The sequence below is a fragment of the Devosia neptuniae genome (assembly GCF_025452235.1).
In the GTDB taxonomy this organism is placed as follows: domain Bacteria; phylum Pseudomonadota; class Alphaproteobacteria; order Rhizobiales; family Devosiaceae; genus Devosia.
Window position 1 is genome coordinate 1,973,241 of record NZ_CP104965.1, and the last position, 20,389, is coordinate 1,993,629.

Consider the following 20,389-nt stretch of genomic DNA (forward strand, 5'->3'; position numbering starts at 1 on the left):
GGAGCGACGGGCCCTCTATGGGTTCGTTGTGAGCGCGATGCGCTAAATCATTCTGCCGGCGCGTGGGCCTGGAAACCGGGGGCAGCCGATGGACGCAACACGGCGGCGTGTTCGGAACGCCAGACCCGGTGCACCAGATAGGCCTGGACCAGCAGCAGGGCCAGTTCGCACACCCAGAGCACGCCGATCAGCCCCGGCACACCGTTGAAAATGGCGTTGAGCATGGCGATGGAGAAGAAGGCGCGGACCACCACATCGGTCAGCCCGTTGGCCCAGCTGGGATTGATCAGCCGCAACACGGCCCAGATCGAGATCAGCGAGCCCAAGAAATTGATGAACATTATGGCCAGTGGGGAGAGGTCGCCGACATGGCCGCCCAGTCCGACCGCACCATTGAGCGTATCGAGAATGGTCAGGTAGACCCCGGCAATGCCCGGCAAAGCGAGCGGCAGGCAAGTAACCAGATCATAGACCGCGCTGGTCTTGACCGCGCGCGCCAGTTGGACGTTCAGCTCCGCCATCGACATTCCCCCGAGATGACCGAGGGGATCGTTACATATTTACGAAAGTTTTACCATATCGATGATTCGGCCACAAAAAAGCGCCCCCGCTGGTTAGGCGGGGGCTAGCGGCGGTCAACTAAAGGTCGAGGAAGCAGCACCCATGTGCGGCGGAAAGGCGCCGCTCCCTCGATGGGTGGACAACCAGGGCAACACTGGAAGCCACTTTTCTTTGGACAGCACTGTATTTCGTGCCCCTCGATATATGAAATAGAGGGGCAACGTCATGGCGTCGTGATGCCGGCCAAGTAGATGCGTGATTTACTCGTGATTTTTTCTTGGTTCTGCTAGCGTGCTGCAAGTTGGTAGCAGGAATTGCAACGGCTTATGGACGCGCCGCATCTTTATCTCCGTCTTCTGGGGCCGTTCGAGGCGCGGGCCGATGACGGGCGCCGGCTGGCGTTCAAGCTCAAGCGCGCGCGGATTTTGCTGGCCTGGCTGGCGCTGCGGCGCGGCCAGAGCGGCAGCCGCGAAGAGATCGGCGCCCTGCTGTGGAGCGAGCGCAGCGAGGCCCAGGCGCATCAAAGCCTGCGCCAGACCCTGGCGGTGATCCGGGTAGAACTGGCCGAGCTGGCCGATAAGATTCTAGGGATCGATCGCGAGACGGTGGCCTTTACTCCCGGCGCCGTTCAGTCCGATGTGGGCCTCTTGGTCCGGTGTACCCCCGATAGCCCGATCGAGGAGTTGGAGCGGGCCGTTGCCCAATATGGCGGGGAGTTTCTCGAGGGCATCAGCATTCACGATCCGCTGGCTCAGGAATGGCTGCAGGGACGGCGCGCCGAATTGCGGGCGATTGCCACCAAGCGCTTCGAATGGCTGCTGAGCGCCTATGCGCAGGCGGGGCGCCATGCCGAGGCCGAGCCGGTGGCCACCAGGCTCATCGAAGTCGATCCGCTCGCCGAGGAAGGCCACCGCGCCTTGATCCGGGCGCTGCTGGCGGGGGGCAAGCGCGCCATGGCGGTGCGGCAATATCAGCGCTGCCGGGCCATCCTGGCGCGAGAATTGTCGGTCGAGCCATCGGCGGAAACCAAGGCGCTGCTGCGGATGGCGGCCGAGCCGGTGGCAGAACTGGGTGGACCGGCGCCATTCCTCCACGAACAGTTCCGGCCGCATCGGGCCCATAACCTGCCCCGGCAGATGAATGCTTTGGTGGGCCGCGATACTGCAGTGGGCGAAGTGCTCGACCGGCTGCGCCGCTATCGGCTGGTGACGCTGACCGGACCGGGCGGGGCCGGCAAGACGCGGCTGGCCATCGATACGGGTTTTCGCCTGGTGGGTTCCTATGCCGATGGCATTTGGCTGGTGGAATTTGCCTCCATTGCCGATCCGCAACTGGTGGGCGAGGCCCTGTGCGGTGCACTGGGTGTGCCCGTTGCCGGCGACCGGCCGGCGGTGGAAAGCGCCATCGCCTATCTGGCGCAGAAGGAAGCGCTGCTGATCTTTGACAATTGCGAGCATCTGGTGGCCAATTCGGCGCGGCTGGCCGAGGCTCTGCTGCGCAATTGTCCGTCTATCGCAATCCTTGCCACCAGCCGCGAAAGCCTGTCGGTGGGTGGGGAAAGCCTTTATCGCGTGCCGCGGCTGGCCTTTCCCGCCGATACCGAAGTGATCACGCCCGACGCCGCCATTGATTACAGCGCGGTGCAATTGTTCGTCGAACGCGCCGCTGCCACCATCGACGGCTTTGTGCTCGATGCATCAACTGCGCCTGCTGTAGCCAGCATTTGCCGGCAGGTCGATGGCATTCCACTGGCCATCGAGCTGGCCGTGGGGCGGCTCAAGATGATGCGGCCCGATTGGCTGGCCGCCAATCTCAGCGAATCCTTCCTGACGCTGCGCGGCGCCGCCCAGGCCACCCCGCCACACCACCGCACGCTGCAGACCATGCTCGACTGGAGCTATGACCTGCTCCCGCCGGTCGAGCAGACCTTGCTGCGCCGGCTTTCGGTGTTTGCCGGTGGCTGTACGCTGACCTCGGCCGCCCGGGTGATTGGCGGGTCGCCGGTGGGTGAGCATGACATGTTCGACCTGCTCTCCTCGCTGGTCGAAAAATCGCTGCTGACGGCAGACCTGTCCGAGGCCGAACCGCGCTACCGGCTGCTCGAAACCACGCGCCGCTATGCCATGGACAAGCAGCGCGAAAAGGGCGAGCCGGGGCGGCAGCGCCAATTGACCGAATATCTCATCCACCGTTTTGCCGATGCGGGCGAAAGCTGGCCGGCTACCCCCACGGTGACCTGGCTGGCAAGGTATGAACCCGAGCTCGACAATCTGCGTGCCTCGCTGGAATGGGCCTTTGGCAGCGATGGCGATGCCGTATTGGGCGTGGAACTGGCCGGGCACAGCATGCGGCTGTGGGATGAGCTGTCGCTGTTCCGCGAGCGCAAGCGGTGGACGGAAACGGCAATGGCCCATCGCCAGGCCGATACGCCGCCGGCCATTGTGGGGCGGCTGTGCCTGGCGCGTACCTCCAATAGTGCCCATGGCGATCAATCGGGGTTTTCCTATGCCGACCAGGCCGTGCAGCTGTTTCGCACCAGCGGGCGGGCGCTCGATCTGGGCGAGGCGCTGGCGCGGGCTGGTGCGGCGCTGCTCACCCCGCAGACGATTGCCAAATCGCTGCCTTATCTCGATGACGCGCTGGCCGCATTGGAGCCGCTGGGGCCCACCAAGCCGCTGGCCAATTGCCTGCGCTCCAAAGGGGTCGCGGCCTATCTCGGTGGCGATTTCAGCGCGGCGCGCACGCTGATCGGCCGCTCTATGGCGGTCTGCCGCAGCGTGGGCGATTCTCGGGGCACGGCCAGCGCACAGATCGCTTTGGCTGAACTCGATTTCGGCGCCGGGAAGGTGGAGGACGCCATTGATGGCGTCCGCCTGATGCTGGAAGGCCGCGACCATAATCGCCGCCAGGCCACGCTCGGCCTCGCCAATCTGGCCTCCTATCTGCTGGCGGCCGGCAATGTCGAGCAGGCCGCACAGGCGGCGTTCGAAAGCCTGCGCGAGGCGCGGGCCTTGGGGTGGTCCGGTGCCATCGTGCGCGCCGGCGAGCATCTGGCGCTGGTCGCCACGCTGAGCGGGGATGCGGATCTGGGTGCGCGCCTGCTGGGTTTTTCCAGCGCCTTTTATGCCAGGGGCACGGCCAGCCGCGAATTGACCGAGCAGGTGACGCATCAGCGGCTGAGCGACGAGCTGGCCCGCCGCCTCACGCCTTATCGGCTCAATGCGCTGCTGGAGGAGGGTGCCACGCTCACTGAATTGCAGGCCGCCGAGGCGGCAAGCCAGGCCGGTCGCATGCTGCGGCCGGTGTGAAAGGCAAAAATCACATTGGCGGCCAGACCAGCATGACGCCAAGCCCGATCAGCACCGAACCGCTCACCGCCGGCAAAACCCGGTTGCCTGCGCCGCGTCGGGGCAGATGGCGGGAGATCAGTGATGCAAGCCCCACCGCGCCCAGATCGGCCATGGACAAAGCCAGGTTGACGATCATTCCCAGGCCCAGAAATTGCAGGCTGACCGGCACGCCGGCCAATGGGTTCACGAATTGCGGCAGGAAGGTCAGGAAGAACAATGCGGTCTTGGGATTGAGCATTTCCACCACGACGCTCTGCCGGAAAATGGCGCCGCCATTGCCGGCAATGGCGTGGTCGCCGGCATGCGCCCGGCCCAGCAGCATGGAAACGCCCAGCCACACCAGATAGGCCGCGCCCAATAGGCGGATGGCGGCATAAAGCCCGGGCAGATGTTCGAGAATGGCCGCAAGCCCCACCGCGGCAGCGATGATATGGACATAGCAGCCGACGTGAATGCCCAAAGCCGCCATCACGCCCGCCCGGCGGCCATGCGCCAAGGTCTGCGCCGTCATATAGAGAATGGCCGGCCCGGGCATGCAGGCAAACAGCATTGTCGCCACGATAAACGGTATCCACGGCTCGATCGCCAACATGACGTTCCCCCAATGCGTCGCTGCGCCTGGGAGCAGTCAATAGCTGCGCCGGGGTGGCTGGTGGCATACGCCGGCTGTCGTATTTCGGTTGGGCGTCGAGTTTCGTCGTGAAGAAAGGGTGAAGGAGGGCAGGAGCATTTTGGGGAGCCGCGGTTTATCCGGCCGGCAACCCCAACCGCACCGCATAGGCGGTCAGCTCCGCCGCATTGTGCAGGTTCAGTTTTCGCATCAAATTCTCCCGATGCTTGCGCGCTGTCAGCGGGCTGATGCCCAGCCGGGCGGCAATCTCGGGTGTCGTGGTGCCATTGGCGATCAGCGCCAGAATTTCCCGCTCGCGCCGGGTCAGTGGAATAGGCGACAGCGATTGGGAAGCGGCGCCCGTCACCGGGCTGACATAGGGCCGGCCATCCCGCATGGCCGCAATGGCCAGGCCGATTTCGGCGGCGTCGCCATGCTTGGTCAGATAGCCATCGGCCCCCGCCTCGAGCGCCGCCGTGACCATGCGCGGCTCCACATTGGCGGTCAGCACCAGGATGCGCAGCTTTGCATGAGCCCCCCGCAGATCGCGAATGAATTGCACCCCGGCAATGCCCGGCATGCCCAGATCGAGCACCAGCAGGTCTGCGTCATTTGCCAGAAGCTGCGCCAGCACTGCAGCGGCGTCGGCGGCTTCGCCCACCACATCGACACCCGCCATGGTGGAGAGCAGCAGCTTGAGGCCTTCGCGAACAATGGCGTGATCATCGGCCAGGATGACCTTCAGCGCGCGAATCATGGCCTGCCTGACTATGGTTGGACGAAACGGAGGGCAGGATCGTGCAGGAAAGACCCATTTGGGAAGCCCTTATCGCGCTGCTCTACCGCCAATCCTATGCCATCCTGTTCGCCAATTTCGTCATTCCGCTGCCGGTGGCTTATGTGTTCCGCAATGAGGTGCCGGGGCCGGCGCTGATCGGCTGGATCGGCGCGATGTATCTGCTGACTGGCGCCCGTATTGTCTTGGCCAAGCTCTATTTTAGCCATGAAGCCGCAGAGGATGCCCTGCGCTGGGCCTGGCGGGCCACGGCCTTTTCCTGGGCGTCCGCCGCGCTGTGGGGCGCGATCGGCTGGGTGGGATTTATTCCTGGCGATCCAAACCTGGCGGCTTTTACCTGCATCGTGCTGACCGGCCTTGCCTGCGGCGCGGTGCCCTCGCTCTCGGCCTTTCCACCCGCCTATGCCGGCACGGCCGTCTTCATGCTGCTGCCCATGGCGATAAGATGCGTGCTGGGCGAGGGCGAGATCTTCCGCATTTATCTGCTCTTCATCCTGTGCCTCGTCGCGGTCAATCTCTATTATAGCCGCCAGACCTTCCGCATGCTGTCCGAGACCGTCCGGCTGCGCTCGGAAAACCTGGCGCTGATCGGCGATCTCGAACAGCAGCGCGATCGCGCCCAGGCCGCCGATCGCTCCAAATCCCGCTTTCTGGCCGCAGCCAGCCACGACCTGCGCCAGCCGGTGCATGCCATGAGTCTGTTCGTCGAGGCCCTGTCCGTCACGGCGCAGCGCGGCGATGTGCTTGCTGCCGAAGCCGGCATTATTGCCGGGCGCCTGCGTGCGGTAATCGGCAATTTCGGCGGCGTGCTCAATGGCCTGCTCGATATTTCCCGGCTCGATGCGGGCGTCGTCAAAATGCAGAAGGAGCCGGTTTCGCTCGCCCATTTGCTGGACGAGCTCAAGGGCGAATTTGCCGACATTGCCCGCGAGCGCGGGCTCGATTGGCGCGTCGTGGGCAGCACGGGCTGGGTCGAGACCGATCCGGCTCTGCTCCGGCGCATTCTGGGCAATCTGCTGACCAATGCCTTTCGTTATACCAAAACAGGCAAAGTGCTGCTGGGTGTGCGGTGTCGGAAGGGGCAGTTCGAAATTGCGGTGCTCGATACCGGCGCGGGCATTCCCGCCGGCCAGACCGAAGCGATTTTCGATGAATTCGTGCAACTTCCCAATGCGGAGAAACAGGGCTTGGGGCTGGGCCTCTCCATCGTGCGGCGCACGGCTGGTCTTTTGGGCCACGCACTCGACTTGCGCTCGAAGGAGGGGAGGGGGTCGGCATTTTCCATCCTCATTGCGGCCGCTGTTCCCGGTGTGGTGAAACAGGATGTCGTGCAGGACATGGGCGCCACGCCGCTCAATATAGCCGTGATCGATGATGAGCAGGACGCTCTCGACGGGCTGGTCAACCTGCTCGAAGTGTGGGGCCATCACGTACGGGCCGGCATCTCGGCCGAGCGGCTTATCGCCACTATGGATGGCGGCACGCCGGACCTGCTGATCACTGACTATCGGCTAGGCGACGGCATCACAGGCATTGCCGCCGCCGAGGCGGTGTGGCGCCATCTGGGGCGGACCATGCCCCTCATCATCCTCACCGGCGACACCGCGCCCGATCGCCTGCGCGAGGCCACTGCCAGCGGGCATAAGCTGCTGCACAAGCCGGTCGATCCCGATGCGCTAAGGCAAGCCATAAAGGCAAGCTCTCGGTAACTAATGCCGCAGACGCAGGCACGAAATACGGCATCGGTCGTATCTGATCGGTCGCCTCCAGCTTCTAGAAGTCATCCTTGGGGGCAGTCCATGGCGCGCAGGCGCCCCTCCGCTATTGGTTTGCCGCGCCAGGGCTTCGGCCCATTTGAGGAGATGATCCATGAAGCTGATCATGATCGTGGCCACAGCTATTCTGGCCCTGACCACCACCGTTTATGCCGCCGGTCCGGCCCGGAACGGTGGCCATAACGTGGGTGAATTGCCCCAAGGCAGGAGCGTTTACTCGGGGCGTTGAAGCCAACCCCGGCTCACGGACCGGGAAATTACCTAGTCGCACCGGGCCTCTGGCCCATTTTAGGAGATGATCCATGAAGTTGATCATGATTGTGGCCACGGCCGTCCTGGCTCTGACCGTCACCGCGCAGGCCGCCGGCACGCAACGGTCGTCTACAGCTCACACCGGCAATTCAATCCCGGGCAAGACCTTTTACAGCGGGCGCTGAAGATAGTCCCCGTTCCCAGCAACAACGGGCCCCGGGCTCATTTTAGGAGATAAGAATGAAGACGTTTGTGATCGTGATTGCAGCTGTGCTGGCCCTGACGGCCAGTGTACAGGCTGCTGGTATTAGTAATCCCACAAGCATTGCGCGCGGCCACCGCTAAAACTATCCCCGGCCCATGGGCCGGGAATTCTGCATCACGCGAGCGTGTTGACGTATAGGGAACTCTCTTGGCGTTTGGGCCATTGGTTGGGCGTGATAACGCGCAACAGGTGCCGTCATGGCCGCCAAGACAATAGCGATCCCCTATGGTTCGGCGCCCGATGTGGATCGGTCCGATGTCCTCGGGCTGGTGCTTAGCGCCGCCCTGCCATTAGCCCTGTTCATCCTCGCCAACGGCATGGCTCATCTGGTCGGTACGCGGCCCATGTTCTTTGCCCCGTTCGGCATGCCGGCAGCGATTGCCGCGGGGCTCCATCTTGGCGCCTTGCCGCTGTTCGGCGCGGCGCGCTGGATGGTCGCCGACAAGGGCCGCGCGGGCCGTGTCGCCGGCCGGTGGGTGGTTGGGCTGATTGCCGGCACGATCGCCTTCCCCTTCCTTGTCGCCCCACTCGATTCCCTCGCCTTGAGCGCCGTGGCCATGGCGCTGCTGATTGTGGGCCTGGCCGCTATCGCCCGCGTCAGCAAGGTCTCGCCCCGCGCGGCGCTGCTGATGGCGCCGGGCCTGGCCTGGATGGGCTTTAGCGCGCTGATGGGGCTGAGTTTTCTCAGCGGCTGGTCGCCGCCCTTCGGGCCCACCAACAATCAGAACTGAGCTAAGTTACCTCGACGTGCGTTCTTGCAGGCGGGGCGTTTCCGCGCCATGTGATTGGGCAATGTGAATTGGCAAGGATTGCCCGATGTCCAAAATCCTCAAGATCGATGTGTTCACCGACGTCGTTTGCCCCTGGTGCCTGGTTGGCTCGGCGCGGCTCGATACGGCGCTGGCGGCACTCCCTGACGATATCGAGGTAGTGGTGGAGAACCATCCCTTCTATCTCGATCCGAGCGTGCCGCCCGAAGGCGTCGATGTTGGCGAAATGCTGCGCGCCAAATATGGCAAGGACCCGCGCGAGATGTGGGCACGCGTTGAAGGCGAGGCGGAGAAGGCCGGGATCGAGCTGGATCTGAGCAAGCAACCCCGCATGTTCAACACGGCCAAGGCGCATACCATCACCCGGCTGGCCAAGCCCTTGGGGATCCAGCATGAGCTGGCCAATGCCATTGCCGGGGCCTATTTCCTCGAGCATCGCCAGATCAATGACGACAATGTGCTGGCCGATATCGCGGTGGCCTTCGGTTATGACCGGGGCGATGCACTCGACGCCATGAATGACGAGAATGAGTTGGCGATCACCGAACAATTGGCAACCGACGCTGCCCAGCAGGGTATTCGCGGCGTGCCCTTCTTCATCTTCGGGGAAAAATACGCCCTCTCGGGGGCCCAGCCGGCTGAAGTGTTCGACAAGGCGCTGGCGCAGATCATCGAGGAACTCTAGACGGATGGGAAAACCGCATTAGTGTGGTTGTCCCGACTCTCTGAGGCTCTCCCATGAAGCTGTTGCGCCGCATCGTCCTTGCTGTGCTGATCGTTGTCGTCGTGCTCTACGCGGCGGTGGTCATCTACATGTATGTCAACCAGCGTGCGCTGCAGTACGATCCCAGCGGAGACGTGGTGGCGCTGGGCGATACGGCTTTGCCGCAGGCCAGGGAAGTCGCCATTCCCTCGGGCGATGGCGTGGTCAATGGCTGGTATCAGGCCCCACAGGCCGGCAAGCCTCTCATCATCTATTACAAGGGCAATGCTGGCAGCTTCTCCTCCGAGCATGAGCGCTTCGAGCGCTGGGTCGCCGATGGCTACGGGTTCTTGTCCTTTGATTATCGCGGCTTCCCGCTCTCGCCCGGCACGATCAGCCAGGACAATATTCTTGAGGATGCCCTGGCTGCGTTTGATTGGGCGCAGGCGCAGGGCGCGCCCATCGTCATCTGGGGCCGCTCGATCGGCACTGGTCCGGCCACCTATGTTGCGAGCGAACGTGCCGCCAATGCGCTGCTGCTCGAAACCCCGTTCTATTCGGCTGTCAACGTGGCCGCCGAGCGCTATCCCATCCTGCCGGTCTATTGGGTGATGCAGGACCAATTCCCGGTCAATGACTGGATCGCCAAGGTCGATGAGCCCGTGCTGGTGGCCCATGGTACGGCCGACCAGACTATTGGCGTTTCCAATGGCGAGCGCGTCTATGCCCTGGCCAAGAACAAGGACGAGCTGTGGATCGAGCCCGGCGCGGACCACAATGATCTGTGGAAACTCAACATCTGGAGCCATGCCGAGCCGTTTTTCGAGCGCGCCGAAGCTGCGGCGGGGCATTGATCCCATGCAAATGTGGCTTGACCTTCCCATGGGATAGGGCTGCCGTTCACGCCTCTCTTTTAGGCCCTCGCGGAACAATAGTATGACATCGCCCTCCACCAGCCAGCCCATGAGTGCGCGGCGCACCGCCATCATCGGGGGGCTGATGGTGGCCGCGGGGCCGCTCAGCATCACGCTTTATGCGCCGGCTTTGCCAACTATGGTCGCCGACCTCATGACCACCGAGGCAATGGGCAAGCTGACCCTCTCGGTCTATTTCGGCGCCTTCGCCCTGGCGCAGCTGGTCTGCGGCCCGCTTTCCGACCGTTTCGGGCGCAAGCCTGTCGCCATGGCGTTTTTTGCCCTTTACGTGCTGGGTAGCTTTGCCGCCGCGCTGGCTCCGAGCATCGAAATGCTGCTGCTGGGCCGGGCCCTGCAAGGGGTGGGCGTATCGGCCGGCGTCGCCCTGTCGCGCGCCATGGTGCGCGATCAATTCGTGGGTTCGGAATCGATCCGCATCCTCACCCTGATCAATCTGATCCTCACCGTCGCCCCTGCCGTGGCGCCGACCCTGGGCAGCGTGCTGCTGCTGGCCGGCAGCTGGCATCTGCTCTTTGTAGTCATGGCTGGGTTCGGCATGGCCATCATCGCCATGCTGGCCTGGGGTGCGCGGGAGACCCAGCCCGTGGCCGCGCAGACCCCGCTCAAGCCCAGCCGTATTCTCGCCAATTACGGGCGCCTGCTGGCCTCCGCCCAGTTCATGGCCCCCGCGCTGCTGCTGGCCATCGCCTTTGGTGGCTTTTACGGATTTTCGGCGCTGCTGCCCTTCGTGTTGCTCGACGATCTGGGGCTCACCACGTTCCAATTCGCCATGACCATGCTGATCCAGACCGGCTCGTTCATCACCGGCAATCTGGTGGCCGGGCAGGTGGCCCGCCGCGCCTCGGGGCTGCAGATGGTGCGGATTGGCCTGGTGCTCCTCGTGCTGGCCGGGCTGGGCTTTGCCATCGGCCCGCGCCTTTTCCCCGACTCGCTGTTTGCCGTGATGATCCCGGTGGGGCTCTGGATGCTGGCTTTGGCCTTTATCGGCCCTAGCACCACGGCCGCCGCCATGGCCGGCTTCGGCACCATTGCCGGCGCCGCTGGCGCGCTCACTGGGGTGTTCCAGGTAGGTGGCGGCTTTATCGGTTCGACGCTGGCCAGCGTGCTCTTCCCCGATGCGCGCAGCGCCATCGTAACGCTGCTGCCGATCATGGCGGGTCTCGCCGTCCTCGCCGCCCTCTGGCGCCGCATCTCCGCAAGGCCAGTGGCTGAAGCGCCGCCGGAGACCTGAGGGGCTTCCTTCTCCTCTCGTGGGGGCCTAGCCACTCCCACCAAAATTATCATCTCCACAATGTCATTCCCGCGAAAGCGGGAACCTCCGTTGACCGGGCTCTCCAAGCAAACAGAGGTTCCCGCTTTCGCGGGAATGACACTGTATGGGTTAGGGAGGTCGGGTGCCCCCACGCACATGTCAAAGCCCCAAAAACAAAAACGCCGCCCCGAAGGACGGCGTTTTCAAATTCTGCGTTGCAGCTCTTAGCTGCGAACGTTGGCTGCGCTCGGACGGACCGGAGCGCCAGGGCGCGTCGTGGTCGGAGCGGGCAGGCCGCCTTCGCGCTGGGCGCGCTTGCGAGCCAGCTTGCGGGCGCGGCGCACGGCCTCGGCCTTCTGGCGAGCCTTCTTCTCAGAGGGCTTCTCGTAGTAGTTGCGCAGCTTCATTTCACGGAAGACGCCTTCGCGCTGCAGCTTTTTCTTCAGCGCGCGCAGCGCCTGATCAACGTTATTATCGCGAACGACTACTTGCAAAGGTCAACCGCCCTTTCGAAGCTTGGACAATGTGTTTGGATGGAAGCAGCGGGGCCAAAACAACCACGCCGCCGACCAGCAGAGCCAGTCACCGTGGGTGGGTCTATAGCCCAAGCTCGGGGGCTTGTCCACTGTCACGCTCAGAAAAACCGCGCAAACCAGTGTCTGGGCTTGCTCCCGCCACCCGGCCGGCGCAGTTTTGAGAGCAAATCCAGAATAATGGAGATCAGAATGACCCGCAATCTCGTGCTGCTGCCCGGCCTGTTATGCGATAGCCGGTTGTGGCGCGACCCATTGGCGGCGATGGGCGAGGCGGTTTCCCCGATGGTCGCCGACCTGACACAGGACGATTCCATCGCTGCCATGGCCGCCCGCACCCTGGCCAAAGCCCCGGAAAGCTTCGCTTTGGCGGGCCTGTCCATGGGTGGCTATGTGGCGCTCGAGATCATGCGGCAGGCGCCCGAGCGTGTCACCCATCTGGCTTTGCTGGACACCAGTGCCCGCCCTGACGACGAGGAACGCCGCGCCAAGCGCCGGGCGGGGATCGAGAGCATCAAGCTGGGCAAGTTCATCGGCGTGTCGCGGGCTTTGCTGGCCTCCCTGCTGACACCCGAGCATCAGGGTACGCCCCTGGCCGATGAAGTGCAGGCGATGTCGGAGCGCGTCGGGCAGGAGGCTTATGTCCGCCAGCAGACGGCGATTCTCGGTAGAGTCGATTCCCGCTCGAGTCTGGGGGCGATCACCGTGCCGACGCTGGTAGGCGTGGGCGAGGCGGATGTGCTGACACCACGGGCCATGGCCGAGGAAATGGTGGCCGGGATTGCTGGGGCGGAGTTGGTGGCGTTTCCCGATAGCGCGCATTTGCCGACGATGGAGAACCCGGCCGCGGTGGTAGTGGCGCTGCGGAATTGGCTCGCCAGGTAGCGTCTACCCCCGCACAATCCTGTTCACATGCCCCATCTTCCGCCCCGGTCGGATGTCCGTCTTGCCGTACAAATGCGGCTGCGTATTCCCATCGATCCCGCCGGGCACGATGTTCACTTCGTCGCCGACGAGGTTTTCCATCACAACATCGGCCAGGCGCGCCGGGTCGCCCAGCGGCCAGCCCAGGATCGCCCGGATGTGCTGCTCGAACTGGTCGGTGAGGCACACAGCCTCCGTCCAGTGCCCCGAATTGTGTACGCGCGGGGCAATCTCATTGACCATCAGCGTGGGCCGCTCGCCCGGCACGACGAAGAACTCGACCCCGAGCACGCCGACATAGTCGAGCGCCACCACGATCACCTTGGCCAGCATGGCGGCGTGCTTTTCCAGCCCCGGCGCAATGTCGGCCGGCACGGTGCTGGTGAACAGAATATGATGGCGGTGCACATTTTCGGCGGCGTCGAAGCTTCTGACTTCGCCGCCCAGATTGCGCGCCACGACCACCGAGATTTCCTTCTCGAAGGGCACGAAGGCTTCGAGCACCAGCGGCTTGGGCTCGAGCGCGGCAAAAGCCTCTGCGGCCTCGCCCCGTTCGCGGATGACCCGCTGCCCCTTGCCGTCATAGCCCAGCCGGGTGGTCTTGAGCACGGCGGGCAGGCCCAGTGCGTCGATTGCGGCTTCGAGCCCCGCCAGCGTCTCGACAGCGCGATGCGGCGCCACGGGAATATTCTTGCTGGCCAGAAAGCCCTTTTCTGCCAGCCGGTCCTGCGAGATGGCCAATGCTTTGGCGCCGGGCCGCAACGGCTTGCGCGCGGCGAGGAATTCGGCGGTGGCGGCCGGCACATTCTCGAATTCATAGGTGATGACGTCGACCGCATCGGCAAAGGCGGCCAGTGCCACTTCGTCGTCATAGGCGGCCACTGTCTTGTGCGGGGTCACCTCGAAAGCGGGGCTATTGGCATCGGGGCAATAGATATGGGTGCGCATGCCCAATTTGCTGGCTGCCAGCGAGAGCATGCGGCCCAGTTGCCCGCCCCCCAGAATACCGATCATGCTGCCGGGAGGGAGGGCTGAGAGGTCAGGGGCCACGAAATTACTCGGTGTCGGAGGGGAAAAGGGGCACGCGGGCGCTTTGCTGAGCCCGATAATGGTCGAGCCGGTCGGCCAGGTCTTCATCGGACAAAGCCAGGACGGCAGCGGCCAGCAGCGCCGCATTGATGGCGCCGGGCTCGCCAATAGCCAGCGTGCCCACCGGAATGCCACCGGGCATCTGCACGATGGAGAGCAGACTATCCTGCCCGTTCAGCGCCTTGGACTTGACCGGCACGCCAAACACCGGCAGTGGCGTCATGGCCGCGATCATGCCGGGAAGATGGGCCGACCCACCGGCGCCGGCGATGATGATCTTGAACCCTTCGGCGCGGGCATTGGTGGCAAATTCCACCATGCGCTCGGGCGTGCGATGCGCCGAGACGATGCGCGCCTCATATTCGATTTCGAGGGTTTCGAGGGTTTCGGCGGCAAGCCGCATGGTGGGCCAGTCGGACTGGCTGCCCATGACGATGGCAACGGAAGGCTTGGTGAGCAAAGGCCTGATCCCTATCGGTCGTTGCAAAACGGGGAATTAGCCCAATTGCCGCCACAAAACAAGCGCGGCGAAGCCTCAGGCGATGATGTCGGGCAGCAAAATATTCTCGAGCTGGACGATGCGATCTTTCAGCGCCAGCTTGCGCTTTTTGAGGCGCTGCAACAGCATCCGATCGGCCACATGGGATTGGGTCAGCGTATCGATCGCCGCATTGAGATCGGAGTGTTCCTGGCGTTTTGTGGCCAGCTCCAGCCCAAGATTGGCTTCCTGCTCTCTGGTTAATGGCAACATCGAATTTAATGCTTCCCCGGCCCTCAACCCTCACCCTTGGTTAACCGATCACAATAGGTTTTGCACCAGATTTCCAAAGGCCAGCGGAAGGTGGTCGACAAAGCGTGAATTATTTGTGACCATCGGGATGTCCACCAAGCTTCAAGGAGTTGTTATGACGACTGAAGGCCATGTTGCGGCGCTGGAACGGCGCCACCAGGAGTTGGATCGCCAGATCCAGGCCGAGATCAAAAGCACACGGTATGACGAGATGGCGATCAGCGCACTCAAGCGCAAAAAACTCGAAGTGAAGGACGAATTGTACAAATACGCGGCGAGTTCACAGTAAAAAGCGGCGTTGTTCCTCAAACAGGAACGGAAGGGGTCACAGCACACGGCTGCGGCCCTTTTTTGTTGGCCTTTGTTGGTCGCGTTTCCGAACTGCAAAACCGTTGCCACTTTTGCTGGAAACGCTTTAGGCCCCGCCAAACAGCCCCGTCGCGCCCTTCCAGATGATGTAGAGCGACAGGATGAAGACCAGCCAATAGGCGATGCGGTAGAACCACACCATGGAGATGCGGCGCACCAGCCAGACCCCGATGAGCACGCCGGCAAGGCCGACCGGAATCAGCGAGGCTGAGAGCGTCAGATTGTGCAGGTTGAGCTGGCCCAGGAAGAAATAGGGCACCAGCTTGGCCGTGTTGACGATGGCGAAGAACACCGCTGTGGTGCCGGCGTAGATGGCCGGCGACAGGCGCTGGGGCAGCACATAGATCTGGAATGGGGGGCCGCCGGTATGGCTGATAAAGCTGGTGAAGCCGGCAAAGCCGCCCCAGAAAACGCCCCAGGGCTTTGACGGGTGCAGCCCTTCGAGCTTCTTGCGCAGTGGCAGGATGGCATCGAGGATGAACAGCAGCGTCACGACACCCACAAACAGCAGCACGGCATCGTCGGAGACGAAGGACCACAGTACCCAGCCCGCAATGGTGCCGATGGCCGCGCCGGGCAGCATGATGCGGATGATCCGCCAATCCACTTCCTTGCGATAGGTCCAGACGGCGATGATATCCATGGCCAGCAGCACCGGCAGCATCATGCCCGCGGCATCACGGGCCGGCATGACCAGACTGAGCAGCGGCACGCCGACCATGCCCAGGCTGCCCAATAGACCAGCCTTGGAGAGGCCAACGATCAGCACCGCGATCGCGGCGATCGTGACGAAATAGGGATCGAACATTTTGGGGCATTCCGGCAGGTGGGGAGGAGGCGGTAGGTCTCAATGGCTAGCGCGCTATTCGCCCCGTGGCGAGTCCTTCTTGTCGAGCGGAGCGGGCGGCTCGTCGCCTTCCATGGTTTCGTTGAGCAGGCTCATGGATTGGCGCACCATGCCGACATAGGCGTCCTCGTCCTCGCGCACGGCGAAGGAATCAGTCAACAATTGATTGTCGTGTCGCTCGAAGGCCTGTGCCATGTGGTGCGCATCGATCGGCGCCACCCCCAATTGCACCAGCACCTTGGCGCCAAGGCTGATGGCCGACAGGAACGTTTCGCGTTCGAACACTTCCACCCCCATGGCCATCAATTCGTGCGCATGGCCCCGATCGATAGCGCGGGCGGCAATGGTCACATCGGGAAAATGCCGCCGCACCTTGCGGGCGATGTCGAGGATCCGGTCAGCTCCGCCTACCGCCACGACCACCAGCTCGGCCTGCCCGACCCCGGCAGCGTGCAGCAGATCGAGCCGCGAGCCATCACCGTAGAAAACCTTGACGCCGAATTTGCGCACCAGTTCGATCTGCGCCGGATCGTCATCGATCAGGGTGGTCTCAAACCCTTGGGCGCGCAGCATGCGGGTGATGATCTGTCCGAAGCGACCATAGCCGAGCACCACAATCTTGCGTTGCTCGGTAATGTCATCGCTGTCGCGGGTATTGCGCGCATCAAGCCGGGGCGCCACCAGCCGGTCAAAGGCCAGCAGGAGCAGGGGCGTCGTCGCCATGGAGAGGGCTACCGCCACCGCCAGCAGCCCATGATCCTCGGCGCTCAAGGCTCCGGCGCTTTGCGCAAATTGCAGGATGACGAAGGCAAATTCTCCTGCCTGGCTCAAGAGGATTGCCAGCAGCAACCGGTCGGCCAGATGCATGCGGAACAGACTGGCGAGGCCAAACATCACAGCGATCTTGACGCCGACAAAGCCGCCCACCAAAGCCAGCAGCCGCAGCGGCTCGGACCACAGCACCGAAAAGGCGATGGACATGCCCACCGAGATGAAGAACAGCCCCAGCAGCAGGCCTTTGAATGGCTCCAGATTGCTTTCGAGCTCATGGCGATATTCGCTATCGGCCAGCAGCACGCCGCCGATGAAAGCACCCAGAGCGGGCGACAGGCCTTCAAGCTGGGTCAGCAGCGCGGCGCCGAACACGATGGCCAGACCCAGAGCGGTAAAGGCTTCGCGTACTCCAGTGCGCGCCACATAGCCCAGCACTGGCCGCACCAGATAGCGCCCCGCCACAATGGCCCCGATAAAGGCGCCGATCAGGATCAGCGGGGTCACCCAATCGAGCGGGTCGGCAATGGCCTGCACCGCGTGGTCCAGTTCCACATGCACGGCGTGCCGGCTGCCCGACACGGCCAGCAGGGGAATGGCCGCCAGGATGGGAATGACGGCGACGTCCTGCACCAGTAATACGGCCAGACTCGCCCGCCCCGCATCGGTGCGGGTGATGTCGCGTTGCTGGGCCGACTGGATGGCAATGGCGGTGGAGGACATAGACAGCGCCAGCCCGATAATGATGGCGGTGTTGAGCGTGAAGCCTGCGACCAGCAAGGCCAGGGCCAGAATCACCGTGGTGATGACCAATTGGGTGACGCCCAGGCCCAAAACCTTGTGCCGCATGCGCCAGACTTCGGAGGGCTGCAGATCAAGCCCGATCAGGAACAGCATCATGACAATACCGAATTCGGCAATCTGGCGGATCAGTTCGCTATCGGAGACCAGCCCCAGTCCATAAGGTCCGATCAGAATGCCGGCGGCGAGATAGCCCAGCACCGTGCCCAGCCCCAGCGCCTTGGCCAGCGGCGCGAGCGCGACACTGGCAGCCAGCAGAACGAAAATGGCCAGCAAGATGTTGTTTTCCAACGACCGGGATCTCTCACAAAGCAGCGCCGGCAAATCATGGGACGGGGAAGTGGCGCTGTCGAGGTATTGTCGCTGGTGACGTGAATTTGAGGCATCGGGTTTTGCATGCTATGTCCCAACAAACCACGGTGTCATTCCGGCGCAGGCCGGAATCCATGCTGTGCTCTATCCCGGCATACGATGTGGCTGATGGCCCTCAGCATGGATTCCGGCCTGCGCCGTAATGACATTGAGGGGGTGATCGGTCTGGTGGGCAACTCGTACAGCCCCAAAAAACAAAGACCCCCGCTCGCGCAGGGGTCTCATTCTCATCAAACCTGAAGCCCAAACCGGCCTTAGTTATCCGTATCGCTCTTGAGCGACTTGAGCTTGGCGAAGACGGAATCCGCGTCGAATTCTTCCTGGGCCGGGCTATGATGGGGGCGGTGGTCGCCTTCGGCATATTCGCCGTCTTCGGCAGGGGCATTGCTGCGGCTGCCGGAGCGGGCCATGGCTTCCTCGGCCGTCATCAGGGTGGTGCCCTCATCGGCCTCATCCACGCCCGGGCCGCCCTTGGAGGCGCGCTTGACTTCAAGATCGAGGTCGATCTGGCTGCACAGACCCAGGGTAACCGGGTCCATGGCGGTCAGGTTAGCGGCGTTCCAGTGGGTGGATTCGCGCACCGACTCGATGGTCGATTTGGTCGTGCCGACAAGACGCATGATCTGCGCGTCCTTGAGCTCGGGATGGTTGCGAACCAGCCATTTGATGGCATTGGGGCGTTCGTTGCGGCGCGAAATCGGGGTGTAGCGCGGGCCCTTGCGCTTGGCCGCGGCGACACGCACCTTGGGCTCGCTGAGCTTGAGGCGATAATTGGGATCGGCCTCGGCCTTTTCGATTTCCTCGCGCGTCAGCTGGCCGTTCTGGATCGGGTTCACACCCATGATCCCGCCTGCGACGTCACCGTCGGCAATGCCCTGGACTTCCAGCGGATGCAGCGTGCAAAAGGCCGCGATCTGCTCGAATGACAGCGCAGTGTTGTCGACGAGCCAAACGGCGGTCGCCTTGGGCATCAACAGGGGCTGGGTCATATACATAACTCCTCGTGGCGCGGCCGGTATTCCTCCGGACCGCTCCGCCTCGTGCTTCATTGCTGAGGGGAACAGATGCCTAATATATGGCTTGCTCGGCCAATCTGCAATGAGATTGTAACTATAGTGATGGGGTAGAGATCACAACGTTGCCCCAAACGCCGTCACCAGCACGATCTTGCCGATATGCTGTCGCGCCTCCATGGCCGCATGCGCCGCTGGCGCGTCCGCCAATGCAAAATTTGTCACGCGCGGCCGGCGGAATCCTGGCGCCGCCAGTGCCGGCAATAAATCGGTCCGGATACGCGCCGCGACACTTGCCTTGAATTCCGCAGACTGCGGCCGCAGCGTCGATCCCGACAGCGTCAATTGCTTGGCCATCAGCAGGCCCAGTGACAGCTCGGCCTTGCCGCCCTCCAGCGTCGAGACCTGGACGATATGCCCGCCTCGCGTCGAGGCGGCGATATTGGTTTGGGCCATGGCGCCGCCGATAATATCGACCACGCGGTCAACGCCGTTGCCGTCCGTTAGCGCCAATGCACGAGCAGCGATGTCCTCGCTGGTATAGTCGATCACCGCCACGGCCCCGAGTTCGCGGGCATAGTCCGCCTTTTCGCGCGAGGAGACCACGGCAATGGCTTTGGCGCCCAAAATCGTCGCGATCTGGATGGCCGCTCCACCAATGCCGCCGGCTGCGCCGTGCACCAGCACGCTCATGCCCGCGGTAAGCCCGGCGCGCATCACCAGGGTCTGGGTGATGGTGAACCAGGTTTCGGGCAGGGCCGCCGCCTCGCTCAAAAGCCACTGGTCTGGTACCGGCAGCACCTGGCCGGCCGGCACAGCCACATATTCGGCATAGCCACCGCCATTGGTCAGTGCCATTACCCGGTCGCCAAGCCGCCAGCCGGTCACCGCCGCGCCGATGGCGGCAATTTCGCCGGCGACTTCAAGGCCGGGCAGGGGTGAGGCGCCGGGCGGTGGATCGTAATGGCCACGGCGCTGCGCCAAGTCGGGGCCGTTGACACCGGCCGCCGCAACCCGGACCAGCACGTCGTTGGCGCCCAGATCGGGCAATTCCTGCTGTCGTGCCGTCAAGACTTCAGGGCCGCCGGGGCTGGCGATGGCGATCACGGTCATGCTGTCGGGAAAGGTCATGGCGATATGCTGGACGAAGTGATCTTGCCCGGCAAGAGCGGTGCGCTATCCTATGGCAAGACAACAGGAGGCTGAGCATGGATGACGAGGAAGTCAGCAAGCCAAAGCGCCACGAAGTGGGCATGCCGATCGATACCATGTCGGTGGAAGAATTGAGCGAGCGTATCGGGCTGCTCGAAGCCGAGATCGCCCGGCTGCGTACGGCCATCGAAGCGCGCGGCGCCACGCGCAAGGCGGCCAACGCGGTGTTCAAGTTCTAACCAGCGGAGCGGTCAACGCTCCGCAAATTTACAGGGTTAAGAAATCGACACGCTTTAACCGGCAATTAATGTTTGCGCGGTAACCTCTCATTATTCAGGTTCTTCTGAATTTTTCAGAGTGGTTTCTCCCTCTGTTTGACGCCTCCCTGTTAACTTCGAGAGCCGTTCTTACGGCTCTTTTTTCTTTTTCAGGGCCGTTTTGTCGTCACTATCATCATGT

Annotated in this window: 22 protein-coding genes; 11 read left to right on the forward strand and 11 right to left on the reverse strand. The window is 63.2% G+C overall.

What is annotated here, in order from left to right; genetic code table 11:
* Positions 1–47 precede the first annotated feature (47 nt).
* A complete protein-coding gene (locus N8A98_RS12435) occupies positions 48–521 on the reverse strand; it encodes a hypothetical protein (protein ID WP_262171694.1) in 474 nt (157 codons plus the stop codon).
* 366 nt (positions 522–887) lie between these two features.
* On the opposite strand from N8A98_RS12435, the gene N8A98_RS12440 reads away from it, so the two are divergent.
* Positions 888–3,869: an AfsR/SARP family transcriptional regulator gene (locus N8A98_RS12440; protein WP_262171696.1), complete on the forward strand. Its 2,982-nt coding sequence runs from the start codon at positions 888–890 to the stop codon at positions 3,867–3,869.
* Positions 3,870–3,879: 10 nt separating this feature from the next.
* Here N8A98_RS12440 and N8A98_RS12445 read toward each other — a convergent pair whose 3' ends face one another.
* Together N8A98_RS12445 and N8A98_RS12450 are read right to left on the reverse strand one after the other, a co-directional pair.
* Positions 3,880–4,503: a LysE family translocator gene (locus N8A98_RS12445; protein WP_262171698.1), complete on the reverse strand. Its 624-nt coding sequence runs from the start codon at positions 4,501–4,503 to the stop codon at positions 3,880–3,882.
* Between the two features lie 154 nt (positions 4,504–4,657).
* Complete coding sequence (locus N8A98_RS12450; RefSeq protein WP_262171700.1) at positions 4,658–5,278, reverse strand: response regulator; 621 nt, start codon at positions 5,276–5,278, stop codon at positions 4,658–4,660.
* Positions 5,279–5,319: 41 nt separating this feature from the next.
* On the opposite strand from N8A98_RS12450, the gene N8A98_RS12455 reads away from it, so the two are divergent.
* The 7 genes from N8A98_RS12455 (at position 5,320) to N8A98_RS12485 (ending at position 11,248) form a co-directional block, all read left to right on the forward strand.
* Positions 5,320–7,026 carry a hybrid sensor histidine kinase/response regulator gene (locus N8A98_RS12455; protein ID WP_262171702.1) on the forward strand — a complete coding sequence of 569 codons (1,707 nt, stop codon included), beginning with the start codon at positions 5,320–5,322 and terminating at the stop codon, positions 7,024–7,026.
* Positions 7,027–7,186: 160 nt separating this feature from the next.
* Positions 7,187–7,321: a hypothetical protein gene (locus N8A98_RS12460; RefSeq protein WP_262171704.1), complete on the forward strand. Its 135-nt coding sequence runs from the start codon at positions 7,187–7,189 to the stop codon at positions 7,319–7,321.
* Between the two features lie 73 nt (positions 7,322–7,394).
* Positions 7,395–7,529, forward strand: coding sequence for a hypothetical protein (locus N8A98_RS12465; RefSeq protein WP_262171706.1), 135 nt, complete (start codon positions 7,395–7,397; stop codon positions 7,527–7,529).
* Positions 7,530–7,806: 277 nt separating this feature from the next.
* Complete coding sequence (locus tag N8A98_RS12470) at positions 7,807–8,340, forward strand: tryptophan-rich sensory protein (RefSeq protein ID WP_262171708.1); 534 nt, start codon at positions 7,807–7,809, stop codon at positions 8,338–8,340.
* Between the two features lie 85 nt (positions 8,341–8,425).
* Positions 8,426–9,064 carry a DsbA family oxidoreductase gene (locus N8A98_RS12475; protein ID WP_262171710.1) on the forward strand — a complete coding sequence of 213 codons (639 nt, stop codon included), beginning with the start codon at positions 8,426–8,428 and terminating at the stop codon, positions 9,062–9,064.
* Positions 9,065–9,117: 53 nt separating this feature from the next.
* Positions 9,118–9,936 carry an alpha/beta hydrolase gene (locus N8A98_RS12480; protein ID WP_262171714.1) on the forward strand — a complete coding sequence of 273 codons (819 nt, stop codon included), beginning with the start codon at positions 9,118–9,120 and terminating at the stop codon, positions 9,934–9,936.
* 82 nt (positions 9,937–10,018) lie between these two features.
* Positions 10,019–11,248, forward strand: a complete 1,230-nt coding sequence (locus N8A98_RS12485) for a multidrug effflux MFS transporter (RefSeq protein ID WP_262171716.1) — start codon at positions 10,019–10,021, stop codon at positions 11,246–11,248.
* Positions 11,249–11,493: 245 nt separating this feature from the next.
* Here N8A98_RS12485 and rpsU read toward each other — a convergent pair whose 3' ends face one another.
* Entirely contained in the window at positions 11,494–11,763 is a 270-nt protein-coding gene (rpsU, locus tag N8A98_RS12490) for a 30S ribosomal protein S21 (protein WP_035100030.1), read from the reverse strand.
* 231 nt (positions 11,764–11,994) lie between these two features.
* Between rpsU and N8A98_RS12495 the strand changes: the two genes are divergently transcribed.
* Positions 11,995–12,687 (forward strand): alpha/beta fold hydrolase, encoded by a 693-nt coding sequence (locus tag N8A98_RS12495; RefSeq protein ID WP_262171720.1) that lies wholly within the window; start codon positions 11,995–11,997, stop codon positions 12,685–12,687.
* Positions 12,688–12,690: 3 nt separating this feature from the next.
* On the opposite strand, the gene N8A98_RS12500 is transcribed toward N8A98_RS12495, so the two are convergent.
* The 3 genes from N8A98_RS12500 to N8A98_RS12510 all read right to left on the reverse strand — a co-directional run bounded on the left by N8A98_RS12500 (position 12,691) and on the right by N8A98_RS12510 (position 14,566).
* Positions 12,691–13,740 (reverse strand): 5-(carboxyamino)imidazole ribonucleotide synthase, encoded by a 1,050-nt coding sequence (locus tag N8A98_RS12500; RefSeq protein WP_262171967.1) that lies wholly within the window; start codon positions 13,738–13,740, stop codon positions 12,691–12,693.
* 40 nt (positions 13,741–13,780) lie between these two features.
* Complete coding sequence (gene purE, locus N8A98_RS12505; protein ID WP_113120217.1) at positions 13,781–14,245, reverse strand: 5-(carboxyamino)imidazole ribonucleotide mutase; 465 nt, start codon at positions 14,243–14,245, stop codon at positions 13,781–13,783.
* Positions 14,246–14,350: 105 nt separating this feature from the next.
* Positions 14,351–14,566, reverse strand: coding sequence for a YdcH family protein (locus N8A98_RS12510; protein ID WP_035100036.1), 216 nt, complete (start codon positions 14,564–14,566; stop codon positions 14,351–14,353).
* 154 nt (positions 14,567–14,720) lie between these two features.
* Here N8A98_RS12510 and N8A98_RS12515 point away from each other — a divergent pair, with 154 nt between their 5' ends.
* Positions 14,721–14,894, forward strand: coding sequence for a YdcH family protein (locus N8A98_RS12515; RefSeq protein WP_162740050.1), 174 nt, complete (start codon positions 14,721–14,723; stop codon positions 14,892–14,894).
* A gap of 126 nt (positions 14,895–15,020) precedes the next feature.
* Here N8A98_RS12515 and N8A98_RS12520 read toward each other — a convergent pair whose 3' ends face one another.
* From N8A98_RS12520 to N8A98_RS12535, 4 genes are all read right to left on the reverse strand, one after another.
* Entirely contained in the window at positions 15,021–15,782 is a 762-nt protein-coding gene (locus N8A98_RS12520; RefSeq protein ID WP_162740051.1) for a sulfite exporter TauE/SafE family protein, read from the reverse strand.
* 54 nt (positions 15,783–15,836) lie between these two features.
* On the reverse strand, positions 15,837–17,669 hold the full coding sequence (locus N8A98_RS12525) for a monovalent cation:proton antiporter-2 (CPA2) family protein (RefSeq protein ID WP_262171725.1): 1,833 nt from the start codon (positions 17,667–17,669) through the stop codon (positions 15,837–15,839).
* Positions 17,670–18,019: 350 nt separating this feature from the next.
* Positions 18,020–18,754: a DUF1013 domain-containing protein gene (locus N8A98_RS12530; protein ID WP_113120047.1), complete on the reverse strand. Its 735-nt coding sequence runs from the start codon at positions 18,752–18,754 to the stop codon at positions 18,020–18,022.
* Positions 18,755–18,895: 141 nt separating this feature from the next.
* The gene (locus N8A98_RS12535) at positions 18,896–19,909 is read right to left on the reverse strand and encodes an NAD(P)H-quinone oxidoreductase (RefSeq protein WP_262171728.1); all 1,014 of its coding nucleotides are present in this window, start codon (positions 19,907–19,909) and stop codon (positions 18,896–18,898) included.
* A 77-nt stretch (positions 19,910–19,986) separates the two neighbouring features.
* Between N8A98_RS12535 and N8A98_RS12540 the strand changes: the two genes are divergently transcribed.
* The gene (locus N8A98_RS12540; RefSeq protein ID WP_262171730.1) at positions 19,987–20,169 is read left to right on the forward strand and encodes a DUF1192 domain-containing protein; all 183 of its coding nucleotides are present in this window, start codon (positions 19,987–19,989) and stop codon (positions 20,167–20,169) included.
* Positions 20,170–20,389 lie beyond the last annotated feature (220 nt).

Excerpts from the sequence above, each read along its gene's own strand:
- N8A98_RS12535 (WP_262171728.1), bottom strand. The coding sequence starts at position 19,909 with ATGACCTTTCCCGACAGCATGACCGTGATCGCCATCGCCAGCCCCGGC.
- N8A98_RS12520 (WP_162740051.1), bottom strand. The coding sequence starts at position 15,782 with ATGTTCGATCCCTATTTCGTCACGATCGCCGCGATCGCGGTGCTGATC.
- N8A98_RS12440 (WP_262171696.1), top strand. The coding sequence starts at position 888 with ATGGACGCGCCGCATCTTTATCTCCGTCTTCTGGGGCCGTTCGAGGCG.
- N8A98_RS12435 (WP_262171694.1), bottom strand. The coding sequence starts at position 521 with ATGGCGGAGCTGAACGTCCAACTGGCGCGCGCGGTCAAGACCAGCGCG.
- N8A98_RS12465 (WP_262171706.1), top strand. The coding sequence starts at position 7,395 with ATGAAGTTGATCATGATTGTGGCCACGGCCGTCCTGGCTCTGACCGTC.
- N8A98_RS12470 (WP_262171708.1), top strand. The coding sequence starts at position 7,807 with ATGGCCGCCAAGACAATAGCGATCCCCTATGGTTCGGCGCCCGATGTG.
- N8A98_RS12485 (WP_262171716.1), top strand. The coding sequence starts at position 10,019 with ATGACATCGCCCTCCACCAGCCAGCCCATGAGTGCGCGGCGCACCGCC.
- N8A98_RS12495 (WP_262171720.1), top strand. The coding sequence starts at position 11,995 with ATGACCCGCAATCTCGTGCTGCTGCCCGGCCTGTTATGCGATAGCCGG.
- N8A98_RS12460 (WP_262171704.1), top strand. The coding sequence starts at position 7,187 with ATGAAGCTGATCATGATCGTGGCCACAGCTATTCTGGCCCTGACCACC.
- N8A98_RS12510 (WP_035100036.1), bottom strand. The coding sequence starts at position 14,566 with ATGTTGCCATTAACCAGAGAGCAGGAAGCCAATCTTGGGCTGGAGCTG.
- N8A98_RS12480 (WP_262171714.1), top strand. The coding sequence starts at position 9,118 with ATGAAGCTGTTGCGCCGCATCGTCCTTGCTGTGCTGATCGTTGTCGTC.
- N8A98_RS12515 (WP_162740050.1), top strand. The coding sequence starts at position 14,721 with ATGACGACTGAAGGCCATGTTGCGGCGCTGGAACGGCGCCACCAGGAG.
- N8A98_RS12530 (WP_113120047.1), bottom strand. The coding sequence starts at position 18,754 with ATGACCCAGCCCCTGTTGATGCCCAAGGCGACCGCCGTTTGGCTCGTC.
- purE (WP_113120217.1), bottom strand. The coding sequence starts at position 14,245 with ATGGGCAGCCAGTCCGACTGGCCCACCATGCGGCTTGCCGCCGAAACC.
- N8A98_RS12475 (WP_262171710.1), top strand. The coding sequence starts at position 8,426 with ATGTCCAAAATCCTCAAGATCGATGTGTTCACCGACGTCGTTTGCCCC.
- N8A98_RS12450 (WP_262171700.1), bottom strand. The coding sequence starts at position 5,278 with ATGATTCGCGCGCTGAAGGTCATCCTGGCCGATGATCACGCCATTGTT.
- N8A98_RS12540 (WP_262171730.1), top strand. The coding sequence starts at position 19,987 with ATGGATGACGAGGAAGTCAGCAAGCCAAAGCGCCACGAAGTGGGCATG.
- N8A98_RS12445 (WP_262171698.1), bottom strand. The coding sequence starts at position 4,503 with ATGTTGGCGATCGAGCCGTGGATACCGTTTATCGTGGCGACAATGCTG.
- N8A98_RS12500 (WP_262171967.1), bottom strand. The coding sequence starts at position 13,740 with ATGATCGGTATTCTGGGGGGCGGGCAACTGGGCCGCATGCTCTCGCTG.